Genomic DNA, 13257 nt, shown 5'->3' with positions numbered 1-13257 from the left:
CTGCGTTTCAGCCGCCCGAAGCCGTAAATGAAACCGGCAGCGCCATGGTAACAACAAATTCTTCCTCTGTATACTCCACATGACTGTATCCGCCATACCGCTTCACCACCCGCTCCATGTTCTTAAGCCCGAATCCATGCTTCGATTCATCCGGCTTTGTGGTCTGAATCCTGCCATGCTTCACCCTGACCGGATTATTTTTGGTGTTCTTTATTTCCACCCAGATCAGATTCTTCTTTCTGGATATGGTCAAAGCGATCCGGCGTGCCATACTGCTGTCTGTTATCTCGCCGCAGGCCCTGACCGCATTTTCCAGCGGATTTTCAAAGATGGTGTAGATATCAGGAAATGCCATGAAAGAAAAGTCAGAGAACAGGATATTCGTATCAAATTGGATTTGCGCGGAATCACAGCAAAGCTTTGTCTGGCACAGGATCGACCGCAGAGCCGGTGAGGGGATAAAGGCAAACCGGTAACTGTCTTCGATATGATGAAGCATTTCATCCGCATAGGACCGGATATCACGCTCCACAAACTTTCCCTTCCCGCCGCCCGCGCCCTCCTGCAGCAGGTGTTTTATGCCGTCGATCTGTTTCGTATAATCGTGAGCCAGACCCTTTAACTCTTCAATAAACGCATCCTGCTGTCCGATCACCACCCGGTCCAGCCGTTCGATGCGGGACAGTCTGTCTAATTCGTGCTGAAGTTGGCAGCGTTTCCGCCAATGGTTGTCCCCTAAAATCACCGTCAGGTTCATGAATAGAAGGGCAAGAAAAAAGATCATGCTAAGGGAATCAGCTCGGCTCCCCAGCTCTGTATTCAAACTTAGAATATAGAATACATAGTATATGATAAAAATACTGACTATGGGAGCTGTGATAACCGACAGATTTTCCGTAATCGTAAGTTCCACGTCCTCCTTCCTCCGTTTTGCCCAGTGGAAATAGCGGACAATCAGAAGAAGGACACAGAACATGCCGGTACCGCTGAGATTAAAGCCTGCATTTTTTATGGTATCATCTATGACGCTCACCATATTACTCCTGATCATGGAGGCATATATCAAAACAGGGATACTTTCACAGATTACGATCAACAGAGTTTCAAGGAAAGAACAGAGCAGCCTGGCGGCGATACTGCCCTTAAACAAAATCAGATTGATGATCAGACCGCTTAATAGGGCTGTCATAGTATTCAACTCCGGTATGTACAGCAAATTTACGAAAAACTGAATTGTAGACAGGCCTAACAGCAGTCCCCAGGAGATTCGCCGTTGTTTCTCCCATCTTAACGCGAAAAACTGCATGGTGAACCAGAAAAACAAAGCAAAATCCAGTATACATTTGCCATAGGCTAAAATCGTGTCAAGCATACTCATACCACCTTTGTATCTGCGTTGTGCTTCAGATAGCTGAATTTTTAAGCAGCGTTTTCATAAACGAATCCCGGAAATGGAGGCCCAACGGCACAGCGCTGTGGTCTGTAAGCAATATTTTGCTGTCCTTGACCGTATCCACCATATCCAGATTGACGATGTAGCTTTTGTGTGAATATGCAAATTTGTCGGACGGCAGACTGTCCATAAGTTCACGGAGACTCTGCCATGTACCAATCTGTGCTACATCCTGGCACACGATATGGCGCTTGCGGAGTTTCGAATAAATATACATGATTTTATCTGTTCGGAGCAGATTAGTATGAGAGTCATTCGTAATCTTAATATAGGATACGGAGCGGTTCAGCTTATGGGCGCAGGCGTTGAGGACGGCTATGATCTCCTCCTCCGTAAACGGTTTCACAATAAACCGAAACGGTTCCGCCCGGTATCCGTCTATGGACATGGACTTCAGGGCCGTTGTCAGAACGATGATCGACGTATTTCCCCGTTTTCGCAGTTCCTCGGCAATATCGATGCCGATGCTTCTGTTCCCAAACCGGATATCCAGAAACAGGATGTCATAAGGGTTCGTCAGGTCATACAGTTTTTCGGCGGCCTCCAGTTCAATGAGATCGATCTCCACGTCATATGCGAAGGAATACCGTAATATATATTTTTTCAGTTTGTCGCGTATCGGCTGTTCGTCGTCACAGATACACACCGTATATTTCTTCATGTATCAATTCTCCCCCATTTTTGTGGTATCTTTTATTATACCTTACAAACTCCGTTATGGGTAGACGCTAATTGCTTTCTGACATAAAATTGCAGATTACAAAAATGCGGAACGGATGAACTGGTATTGCTATATAAATTCTTTTGTTATAACAGCAGGATCAAACAAGCCTACCATTACACTTCCAATTTCCAACTCTCTCGCTGCCAGCATCATGTGGTCACAGACAATACCTATATCCAGATTTCCGGAACACTGGGTCACTGTATATCTCGAATTGTATGCAGCCTCCGGCCCTCTGTCATTTCGATGTGCAATACAGAATTCATACAGCGCGATATTCAGATTCGGCGCAGCTACTGTCAACCCGGAACGGATGCGTTCGAAATATAACAGTGCAGAGAACATCTGAGACGCCATTTCCAGGATATCATTTCCAGGATATCATTTCCAGGATATCATTTCCAGGATATGCTTTCCGGTCTGTTCCCCTTTGTCACCCATGTAATACTTCCTCTCATCAAAAAAGCGACTATATAGCCGCTTTTTATTATATACCTGTATTTTCCAATAGTCACCAAGCGTTTTCTCACTTAGATTCTTTATAGCCAGTCACTTCAACCCACTGGTTTTTTCCGCTTGAGTGCTTACTATTCCTGATCGCCTCATCCAGAGAAGCCGTATCCTCGTAAGATATATTGGCGGATCCTCCCGGCGAGCCATCCCATTTGGTGGCTCCATACCATTTACCATCTACAATATTATAGACATAAGGCACACTCCAGCCCGCGTCCGCATTCCCATTCGCTCTGGCGAACAGCCATACGCACTCCTCCACCGGCTTTGTCTTGTCTTTTCCCTGATAGAACGGCTGAATGGAGTAGGACTTCTTATCCACAATCAGCGTCGGCCATTTCCCGTTGTATTTCTCAAGGAATGCCTTTCTGATCTCGTCGTTGTTTTTCGTCGGATGATCCTTCAGATATTCAATCGTGAAATCTCTGTAATCATCGATAAAATTGGAAGACACCTTGATATCCTCGTCCATTCCGCTGCTGGTCGATCCGTGTTTATCACAGGTCACCTTTATATACAGCTCATCCCATTCCAGGGAATACTTACCACCGTCCGGGCAGTATGCATCCGTGTTCTCCATAACTGCAACTGCATCCGCTTCGGAGTAATCACTATCTTCCAGCCGGTCCAGAACCATCTGCCTTACCAGTATTTTTCGATTCGCCTCACACACGGTATTCTTTGTCTGATTCATCTTACCTATAAAAACCGGTACTGACACCGCTACCAGCACAGCAATGATGGCCACTACGATCAGCAGCTCCGCCAATGTAAAGCCCTGTATACGTTTATTCTCTCTCTGCTCTGTCATTTTATCTGTCCTCATTCCTTATTTCCTGCCCTACAGACCCGCCTAATGGTTCAGCAGCCTGATTTTGATATCTTCCAGAGAAACCTTTACATTTCCCCGGGAATCGCAAATATCATAGGACAACACTATACAGGAGCCATCATCTGTCAGCTGAAACAGTGGTTTGTCCTCGTTGGTCTGAATCTGGTATCCCATATACGTCTTATCCTCGAAGGGATAAGCAGCACGCTCTGCATCGTAGAGAAAAACCAGTTTCCCCACATTTTCGCCCTGCTGCTGGATTTTCATAACGGTATCGTATCCGTACATGGCGCTGTCGTAGCATATTTCACTGCCGTCCCCGTTGATATTGAGCTCCGACGCATACCGCAGTTCATCTGTCATAGCCAGCAGAATGCTGTTAGCCAGGACCCTCGATTCCGAGTATTCTTTTTCCGTCCGGTACACCTTGACGGCAGTTCCCACTCCTGCGCTCACGGCCAGAGTGAGAAAAGACATGATCAGCACAGCAACCATCATTTCTCCCAGAGTGACACCGGCGGTGCCCTTTAACCGGCGTTTTGCCTTTTCTGTCATTTTTCTTCCTCCGGCTCCCCACCTGACCGATAAGCCATCATATCATCTCCATAGTAAACAGTGACCCCGTAATCCTGAGAGATACTTCCGTCCTCGCCGATCGTCACTCTTACCGTTCCGTTCTTCTTCTGTACAACGGCCCCGTCCGCTTCCATGCACTCCAATTGTGACATGGCCTTGTAAAACGTATCGTCCGCCTTCTGGGTGTTGACATTAATATTCTGTGACACCGTCACCATGCTGAGAAAGAGGGAGCTGGCCAACGCTATAAACAGGATTCCCACCAGAACCTCCGCGAGCGTCTCCCCGCGTGTATCCCGGCATTTCTGTTTCACTTTTTTATATGCGGAGCCGGTTCTTATTCCACTTTTCATTCGCTCCCGCCTCCTGTCTGCCTTTTCCCCGATAAATAAGGTTTTTCCGGGGAAAAAATCACCTGTGACGTATAGCGGTGCACCTTTCTGGACTCTCCGGTCACCGGGTCGTTCTCTGTGATCTCCTCCTCGTTCAGTGTATAATGGATAAGCCCGCCCATGGTCAGACGGATCTGATACTGCCCAAAGGCTTCATCCGCAACAGACAGATCTGCCTCCGCCGTCACATACAGCTGCTGGGTATTATGGCCGTTTAATACCATATGATCCGGCTTCACCGTCAGCGCAACTGTTACCGGCGCCATGCCGTCCCCCTCCAGTTCAAAGGTCAGACGGCTGTGTTCACTCCTATCCCGCTCTCCGGAGACCACCAGCTTATTTTGATCCAGACAGTTCAGATACGACTGGTAAAAATCATGAAGCAGTTCCTGTTTCAGCGCCATTCCATTTTCAGAGGACATAATCAGGTTCAGCATCTCCTGTTTCAATTCCATCTTCCTGTCAAGATCCGCGGCTTCGCTCTGCTCATACGTATCCGATTCCCATTCTCCGGTGCATTCCTTTAACTGGGCTTTTAACAGCTCAGCCGCAGACATAACCGCCAGATAATTGCCCTCGTTCTGTTTCTCCATCTTTACATGGCTGACATTCGCAGAGGCCGCCGCCAATACTACAGAGCCCACCATGGCGCACACGAGAAAATACAGCAGCGCGATGGCCATGGAAGCTCCTTTTTGGCTTTTTAATTTTTCTGTTGGACTCTGTCGGTTATCGCTGCACATCGGTCGGCTCCCTCCCTTGTTTTAATCTGTCAGTTTATAATAGGGCTGATATCCCGCCGGCCAGAGGCCTGTATGGGTTCTCCCATCGCCCCCTGCCCCGACCCCTTCAAGCATCGGGAACGGATATCCTGTAAATCCCGGTTCCATATTTTCCAGATCCGGCTGCATACCGGTAAGCACAGCTTTCTGGCTGTCCCGGATCTCCCGCGTCATCTCCAGGCTGAACTCCTCAACGCTCCACGGTTCTATGTAATTCTCCACAGGCCCGTATTCTGCATTGATGGCGCCTGCATCCGAACCGGTGCCGCGCAGGAAGTAACAGTCTGCCACCGCAGCCTCTTCCAGGGACTGCCATACGCCCTCCAGTTCCGCCAGATAGAGATACCTCTTTCCATCGTAAGAACCATCGGTTTTCCGGCTGACCCGCACCTGCTTCGTTTCGAAGAGGCTCTGCCGCCTGGCTGTCTCGCCGTAATCCTCTGTCAGCGCAGAATCGTATGCATCCAGATTCACCCGGTAGCCGGTATAAGTCACGCCTTCATCAGGCTTCTGTTCATTGATCCAATAGAGGTATCTTGTATTCCCACTCCTGTTGACTGCCCACATGGTCATGACCGCATTGTCCTGTGTCTTCTCAAAAAAGGTATGGTAATAGCTTTCCTCAGACCCCGGCACGGAATCTGGAACAAGCTGGTCCGCACTGTCAAATACCATTTCATAAGCCTTTCTAATCTCCTCATCGGGCGCTTTACCGTTCGTGTTCTCCCGTCCTGTTTTCAGCAGGTCAGGATACGCCGGATACCCAAGCACGTTGTAGACCAGCGCGGAAATATTGCTGTTGTCAAAGATTCCTCTTGTCTCGGAATCCATTCCCACATTCAGCTCCCATACCGTCTTCCCGTTCTGACTTGTGATCCGGTTGTGAACCTCTGCGCCCTTCATCATGCGGATCAGATTCCGGATCAGATCATCTGACACGCCAAAGACATCCCGGCCCTTTACCAGATGGCCTATAAACCCTCCGGCTTTCACGCTGGAGGAACCGCCCGTTTCTCCGCTGTTTTCCTGCTCTACCGCAACGGCTCCCACCGAATAACACTTAGTCACAATTACCTGACTGCCCCTGTTCGAGGAAATGCTTCCGCCGAACCCGCCGAGCGCCGATCCGGAGGCGGCATTGCCGGCCTTCAGTGAGGCATTGCCGGAGGCGTAACAGCTTTCCAGTCTGCCCGAAGAACTGATATCGCCAAAGAAGCCGCCCGCCTTTAACACAGCGGTGCTCCCCTCTCCGCCGGAGGCACTCACACTTCCTGACGCATAACACCGGAGCATGCTCCCGTTCTCAATCTTTCCTGCAAAACCTCCAGCCATGGAATCTGCCGGCCAGACCACCGCCACATCCGCATAGGCACTGCACTGTTCGATGACTCCGCCTGTGACCACGCCGGCAAAGCCGCCCACATTTCCGGAACCGCGGACCTGCAAACCGTTGACAGACAGCTGTTTTACGACGTTGGAAGGGCCGCATGCAACCGTTCCTGCTATTCCTCCCACATTTCCCGATGCCTCAATCACTCCCGGCCCCGGGGCACTGCCATCCGTCAAAACACTTTCCACCGACAGCTTGTGAAATACCGTATCGTCAGAGAGTACCGCAGTCAGTCCGCCCGTATTCCGGCAGTTTTCCGTTACAATCGAATGGATTCTTACCCGGCTCACCGTCTGCCCTGCGGCCTCAATGGCCACACACCGGCCAGCTGTAACGTTCGCAACGCCGCTCACGGGAATACTTCCTCCCGCCTGCACCCGCACGCGGATGTCCGGCAGTATCGTCTCCTCCGGCAGCGTCATGGAGGCGGCTTCCAGGAATTTTCCGGTCAGGCCGGACACACCGGAATCGCTGTGATAGCCGTTAGCACCGGCCTCCGCCGTAACAGAGATACTGCTGCCTCCCAAATCCCAGGGAGAATCGGCTGCCAGAACCACCGCCTTGCTGTTCTGTCCGATTACTCCGCCGTATCCGCAATACGTATTGCTCCGTCCCGGATTCGCACTCGTAAGATTCGCTCCGTGAATTCCGATGTCCCCCAATGTGAGAGCACAGGCCACCGCGTCCCCCGATGACCGGTACAGGGATCCCACCACAAAGCTGCCGATGTGATACTGGCTGGCAGCGCTGTTTTCCACCAGGAGGGAACCGTCCGTCCCCTGCGCCCGAATCCCGTCAATCGTCACGGGATTGCCGCTGATCTCACACAACCCGGCCAGAAGTCCCACTCCATTATACAGTTTCGTATTATTGCTGGCAGTCGTCTGCCTTACGGTGATGCGCCCTGTCATACTGATGTTTCCGACAGTGACCGCGCCTTTTCCTGAATTAATCTGACCGATCAGTCCGCCGACAGCCCGGTCGCCTTCTATGACAACGGCCTCCGTGCCGTTTCCCCCCATACTCACGGACCGGATCTGGCCGCTGTCCACAAATCCTGCCGCGCCGCCCAGATGCGTCGCTTTACTGCCGCCGACCGACACTTCATCCAGAGTCAGGCCGTCAATCGTCCCGCTGTCTGTCAGATGGCCCACTGCACCTCCTATATACTTCACTGCGGCACTGCCGCATACCACGGCGGAGGCGTTGACCGTACAGTTTTTTATCGTCGAGCCTGACAGCTTACCTGCCAGAAGCCCGAAGCCCTCCGTCCCCGGCGCGAAATTCTGAAGCTCGAGGCGGGCTTTGCTGATAGTCACATGTTCGATCACCGTGCTCTTCTGAGCTTCCTGGCAGAGGATTCCTCTTAAGCTGTCACTCCGCTCAGACATAGTGGCCCCCTCGACAACCAGTTCCTTTACAGCCGCTCCGTTCAGATAACCGAACAGCGGCACATCCCGATTGGCCGTCACCCGGTCAAAGACGCTCTGGCCGGAGATACTGCTCCGGGAGTCCCAGGCCCCCAGACCTTTTATGGTATAACCGCCGCCGTCATACGTACCCTCAAACGGAGTCTGGCTGGTTCCAATGGAGCTGTTAAACCAGCGGTATCCGCTTCTGCCCCGCTCTTCACTGAAAGGGGCTGTATCCGAATAGTAGACCGCATATGGATTTTGAGGTCCTAAATTAATATCCTGTTCCTGCCTGAAGGATTTTCCATAGTAATTCTCCAGACCCTCTCCCCTGCCTCCCAGGACCTGATTCCCACTGCTCAGCGTACAGAGCTGCCTGGAAGTCCGGATGCAGAGGTACTCCGGATTTTCCGATTCTTCTGGCTTGCCGTCCGTGCTGATCCTGGATTTGGCAAAATGAGGACAGTAATAGAATTCCCGGTTCTTCTCGATGATGCCTGTGCCGATTCCGCCCATCTCATCGTAATAATTGGATTCCACATGGATCATGATCTGCTGGTAAATGCTGTCGGACGGAACGTAGGCATTAGTCACTACCGCCGCCGGCGGCAGGATCCGGAAATAATACGTGCCGGGCCGGTTGTTCAGCTTTAATTCTATGGGCTGATCGGGGTATCCGTCCCCAGCCCCCGACCGGATGGCAGACGCACCCGACTCTGTATTTTTGTAATAAGAAACGCCCTTTTCAATCTTTTTCCCGTTATTATCCTTTAAATGATAGACGCTCTTTAAATAGTTTGTGGCGTTGGCAGTGGTATTGTCATTTCCGTTCCTGTCCTCCCACGACAGATACGCCTTGTCGTTGGATGTGGAGCTGCCCTGAATCAGATTTTTCACATTGACTCCATCCATCTCCAGGTATTCCGTATTGAACAGCAGGCCATACCCATCCAGAAATATCTCTTTGCCGTCCCGCAGGGAATCAAGCCCCAGCTCTTCGTTGTAAAAGCCTACGGTATAGCCCGAGTCTTCCTTATAAATCTCGAAGTAAGCGAGCTCGGCTCCCACATATTCGTAATTCGGCCAGTCTCCGTACTGGATCATATTCTCCACCTTTGGAAATGGATAGACGCCCGGCAGCATGAGGCTGAAGGTCACGGTATCTTTGCCCGTCTGACTCGCAGGTTCCAGTCCCGGTATGGACAGCTTCTTTAAATCCCCATACGTAACCGCCATTGCATTTCCGATTTTCCCGTCTCCCCGGTTCTCCGTCCAGTCCATATAGAAACAATTGTTCTGAATGCCGGCAGAAAATGGATAAAAATTGGCGCCGTATCCCTCTGAATCCGCATACTGACAGTTCGGATAGAGAATCAGACCGCCCGTTACCGCCTGATACGCATTACTGAAGCCGTTACTGACGGCCGCGTAACAATTCGTTATGGTCTTCGCCTTATCCTTGACGGAAAATCCCGCCGCAATCCCGGACACGCTGGTCGCAGTCACCCGGCGCAGTGCGTAGCAGCTGTTAATGGAGGAGGAGCCGCTGGTTTCATATACAAATCCGGCCGCTTCCTGCCCCGCCGTATAGCAGTTGGCATAGGACTTCTCGATCAGGCCGGATCCTCTGTTCATCGATACAAACCCGGCCGCGTTCCCTGCCCTGCTGTCTGTCGCCGTTACCGTCGCAATGGCCGCACACCGTTTTATGGATCCATAATTTTGACCAACCAGCCCGGCCGCACTTCCCGAAGCCGCCACCATGGCATTGGTGTAATTGTTTCCTGTCACCTTCCCGTCGTTTCCATAGAGATGCTTATACCGAAGGGGATCCTCCGAAAGGTCATCTTCCCATCCGCCGGATTGTTCCGGAATCACATAGCAGTCCTCAATCAGGGCGCCATTGATGTTTTCATAGACCAGGCCTGCCGCACCGCATCCTTCGGAGTCGATTCCGCTGATCACCGGGCTTATCAGGGTAACCTCTGTGACACTGCCGCCATTGGTATACACCAGGCCAGCCACGGACAGCAGACTGTGGGTCACAACCTGAAGGCGGTACAGAACCATGCCGTTTAAATGGCTCTTTTCTGCCGTGTAGCCGAACAGCGCCATACCGCTGGCCGTTCCGGTTCCCATCGAGTCATCCGTAAGGATCAGGTTGCTGATTCGGTGGCCATTCCCACTGTACGATTTCTGAAACGTGCCCGTCTTACTGCTTCCAATCACGCCCTGGCTCAGAGTTTCCGGTGCGTTCTCCGTATCGGGATACGTTTCTCCTGCCTTATATTTTTCATAGTCAAGATCGCGTTCCTGGTTATAATCCCATTCCGCCTGCCAATAATAGGAGTTGCTCTTTTTTCCGCCGTTTCCCTTATCTCCCAGCTCATAGAGATGGCGCACCGTACGGATTACCGCATACTCCGGATTCGTCGCCGTCTCTTCCTCTGTGAACACGATCGTCTTGGCAAAATGAGGATTATAAAAAGCGGTGAGCGCCGCCCCATCCACGGTCAGCGCCAATGTGTCATAAAACGAATTTTTCCTGTTACCCGGAGACTTAAATGCATCGTAACGCTTTTCCGTCACATGGATCCATGGAAACGGATAGAGAACCTGGTTTTTGCCTTCCACCTGCACCGGTGAAAGCGTGATTTCGTTTTTATTCCAGTTCTCTTTCCCATGCTCCTCACTCTTGTTGGAGGCATGAGGGATGCCGTTCTGAAAGAGTTTAATGCTGCGCACCGTATCGCTCAAGTATCCGTATCCGTCGCTGATTACCGGAAGATCATCTCTTAAAGTGCCGTTTTCCTCTGCTCCCGGGTACCAGAAACCGAACGCATCCTGTCCGGAATCCGTCGTCTCGTATTTTTCATAGTATACCAGACCTGTAAAGGAGCTTTTTGCCCAGTCTCCCCGGTAAACCTCCAGCCAGATCGGGTATAAATAGGCCGCATTCGTATCTTTCCGGTAGACATCGTCGTAAGGGGAGGTGTTCTTTCGCTCCGCCTTGCGCGCGCCCTTCGCCAGCGCCTCTCCCGTACTGCCGCATCCGATGGGATTCGTCTCTCCTCCGCTGCCCTTTATCAATGTGCTTCCTACACCGTAAGTCGCCTCAAACGTCACCGCCCCCGTTCCCACATCCGGTATCCCGGCAAAGGGCCCGCACTGCAGAGCGCTCACGGAGCATGCGGAAAAAGACTTCTCGATCAGGCCGCTGCCGTTTAATTCTCCGGCAAACCCTCCTGCGGCTTCTGCGGCTTCCACATTAGGCCGGTCCGCCCTGTAAGCGCCGGACTCCGTGTGCCCGCCGGAATAGCAGGTCGAAATGTTCAGACTGCCGTTCACGGTACCAATAAAACCACCGGCAATCCGCTCCGCCGACACCCTGACAGAAGCAAAGGAATCCCTTGCAGTCAGATCCCGGGCACCGCCGATCAGCCCTCCGCCGTAATCACATTCGGAAGTAATGCCGCTCTCTTTATAAAGCGCGGAAAAATCGGGTTCCGCGTCATCGCTGTCTATGTACGCCCCGCAATTGTTGATCTCCATCTGATCGGCATATCCAACCAAACTGCCGGCGTAGGAACCGCCTCCATAAGAAACGGCTGACCCGGTGAGCTTCAGACTGGGATTCACCAGCATAACGTCCTGAATAACAGGGGCAGCACCTGCCGTCTCCTGATTCCCGGAACCCCTGCTGCTGTCATTACCGCCCGGCCGTCCCTCCATATAGCCAAACAGACCGGCACATCCATAGACCATACCGCCCTCGTCCGCAACCGAGGCTTCCTGTGTCACATGAATGCCCTTGATCTCATAGCTGTTCCCCTGAAAAGACTGCAGATCTGTCTTGTTGTTGCTGATTGGATAAAAATGAACCGGCCCGGACAGGGTTGAATCCCGTCGTGCTGTGCATACGTCATCATAGGACAGGCCGTCATAAACCGGTTCCATCCAGTCAATCTCCTCCAGCACTCTGGCACACGTCACCGGATAGCCTGTCTTCCGTTCGCTGGCTCCGTCCGTGCTGTATCCCAGGCCGGAAACCTCGTAAGACAGGTTCTGGAGATGGCGTCCGTTCTCCAGCCAGATGTCGCTTCCAGTTCCGTCTCCGCCCCGGAGTCCGGCAAAGAGGCTGTTGATCTCGGCCGTCTTCGTCCTGGGTATATAGACCGCGTCGCTGCCGACGCAGTAGCCCATCACGGATATCCGCAGGTCGTCCCCCGCCGCTATTTCGCTGAAATGATCTGCAAAATGAAGTCCCTCCTCCAGACTGTCCAGTGTCAGGACGTAGGAGGCGCTCATTTCTCCGCCAGTGGCCGGGATAACCTTCCAGATCTCGGTCATCTGGTGGAAGGGATCTTCCGGCTCCAGAACCGTGACTGCTCCGTTGTACAGCCGGTATCGATACCGAACCGGATTGGCGCTGTCCGTCTTTGACGATATGGTCACCTCAAACACTGCCTCCTCATAGAGGTAGGATGGTATGGATACCGTGGCCTTCAGACGTTCCTCATTGTAAATGGATACCTGGAAATCCACATCCTTCCGGTCCTGTGCGGCTGCCGCCGCTTCACCGCCGTAATATCCCACGGAGGGAAGCATCCGGTTATTCCGGTTTTCTTCCCCTCTGAGCGGCTTTCCGTCGTACTCATTGAAATTCTCGTGATAATAAAAGAGGCTGGCCTTCTGAAAGGCGCCTCCATTTCTCTCCCAGTAATAGACCCCATACACGACATTGGTTTGACGGTTGAACTCAATGACATAGCTGCCGCCATCCTCTTTTACGAGAGCCGGGGCAAATACGGTGTCGTTCATCCAGCTGAAGCTGCCCGCTTCCCCGTCACAGAGAGCATAAGTATCCGGCATTTCTCCATCGCCTTCCTGATAATCCGATGGAACCATATCGTCCGCCAGTTCCAAACCATCGGTTCCCCTGGGAGGCACCTCCAGCACAGCACCACTCAAGCGGCAGCCGGACAGGCAGTTCTGGGCCGTAATAAAGATCTGTCTTGCCTTTTCGTCTAGCTCTGTCTGCCGTAGGGAATTTCTCATATGAATCAGGGCAGGAAAAGAAACCGCTGATAAAATTGCCATAATTCCGACAACCATCAGCAGTTCCGCCAGCGTAAAGCCGTTTCGTCCTCTCAACCTATGCTTCATTCCATCCTTCATCCTCG

Annotated in this window: 8 protein-coding genes; all 8 read right to left on the bottom strand. The window is 51.9% G+C overall.

Annotation, left to right across the window (positions count from 1 at the left end; all coding sequences use genetic code 11):
- Positions 1 to 7: 7 nt before the first annotated feature.
- Positions 8 to 1372: an ATP-binding protein gene (locus M1L66_RS12145; RefSeq protein ID WP_434693207.1), complete on the bottom strand. Its 1365-nt coding sequence runs from the start codon at positions 1370 to 1372 to the stop codon at positions 8 to 10.
- A gap of 31 nt (positions 1373 to 1403) precedes the next feature.
- A complete protein-coding gene (locus tag M1L66_RS12140) occupies positions 1404 to 2114 on the bottom strand; it encodes a LytR/AlgR family response regulator transcription factor (RefSeq protein WP_434693204.1) in 711 nt (236 codons plus the stop codon).
- Between the two features lie 129 nt (positions 2115 to 2243).
- Positions 2244 to 2522: a hypothetical protein gene (locus M1L66_RS12135; RefSeq protein WP_434693203.1), complete on the bottom strand. Its 279-nt coding sequence runs from the start codon at positions 2520 to 2522 to the stop codon at positions 2244 to 2246.
- 181 nt (positions 2523 to 2703) lie between these two features.
- Positions 2704 to 3516 (bottom strand): prepilin-type N-terminal cleavage/methylation domain-containing protein, encoded by an 813-nt coding sequence (locus M1L66_RS12130; RefSeq protein WP_434693200.1) that lies wholly within the window; start codon positions 3514 to 3516, stop codon positions 2704 to 2706.
- Between the two features lie 27 nt (positions 3517 to 3543).
- Complete coding sequence (locus M1L66_RS12125; protein ID WP_320990688.1) at positions 3544 to 4077, bottom strand: PulJ/GspJ family protein; 534 nt, start codon at positions 4075 to 4077, stop codon at positions 3544 to 3546.
- On the bottom strand, positions 4074 to 4451 hold the full coding sequence (locus tag M1L66_RS12120; RefSeq protein ID WP_434693197.1) for a hypothetical protein: 378 nt from the start codon (positions 4449 to 4451) through the stop codon (positions 4074 to 4076). The genes M1L66_RS12125 and M1L66_RS12120 overlap by 4 nt, the downstream gene beginning before the upstream one ends.
- Positions 4448 to 5233: a hypothetical protein gene (locus tag M1L66_RS12115; RefSeq protein WP_187021044.1), complete on the bottom strand. Its 786-nt coding sequence runs from the start codon at positions 5231 to 5233 to the stop codon at positions 4448 to 4450. Before M1L66_RS12115 ends, M1L66_RS12120 begins: the two co-directional genes overlap by 4 nt.
- Before the next feature lie 21 nt (positions 5234 to 5254).
- Entirely contained in the window at positions 5255 to 13240 is a 7986-nt protein-coding gene (locus M1L66_RS12110; protein WP_434693194.1) for a type II secretion system protein, read from the bottom strand.
- Between the last annotated feature and the right edge of the window lie 17 nt (positions 13241 to 13257).

Origin of the sequence: Hungatella sp. SB206 (assembly GCF_051132295.1) — a bacterium.
GTDB lineage: Bacteria > Bacillota > Clostridia > Lachnospirales > Lachnospiraceae > Hungatella > Hungatella effluvii.
This window is presented reverse-complemented; position numbering and strand designations above follow the sequence as displayed.

Bases quoted from the DNA above. Each gene is read 5' to 3' on its own strand.
- M1L66_RS12110 (WP_434693194.1), bottom strand. From the start codon at position 13,240: ATGAAGCATAGGTTGAGAGGACGAAACGGCTTTACGCTGGCGGAACTG.
- M1L66_RS12135 (WP_434693203.1), bottom strand. From the start codon at position 2,522: ATGTTCTCTGCACTGTTATATTTCGAACGCATCCGTTCCGGGTTGACA.
- M1L66_RS12125 (WP_320990688.1), bottom strand. From the start codon at position 4,077: ATGACAGAAAAGGCAAAACGCCGGTTAAAGGGCACCGCCGGTGTCACT.
- M1L66_RS12145 (WP_434693207.1), bottom strand. From the start codon at position 1,372: ATGCTTGACACGATTTTAGCCTATGGCAAATGTATACTGGATTTTGCT.
- M1L66_RS12115 (WP_187021044.1), bottom strand. From the start codon at position 5,233: ATGTGCAGCGATAACCGACAGAGTCCAACAGAAAAATTAAAAAGCCAA.
- M1L66_RS12130 (WP_434693200.1), bottom strand. From the start codon at position 3,516: ATGAGGACAGATAAAATGACAGAGCAGAGAGAGAATAAACGTATACAG.
- M1L66_RS12120 (WP_434693197.1), bottom strand. From the start codon at position 4,451: ATGAAAAGTGGAATAAGAACCGGCTCCGCATATAAAAAAGTGAAACAG.
- M1L66_RS12140 (WP_434693204.1), bottom strand. From the start codon at position 2,114: ATGAAGAAATATACGGTGTGTATCTGTGACGACGAACAGCCGATACGC.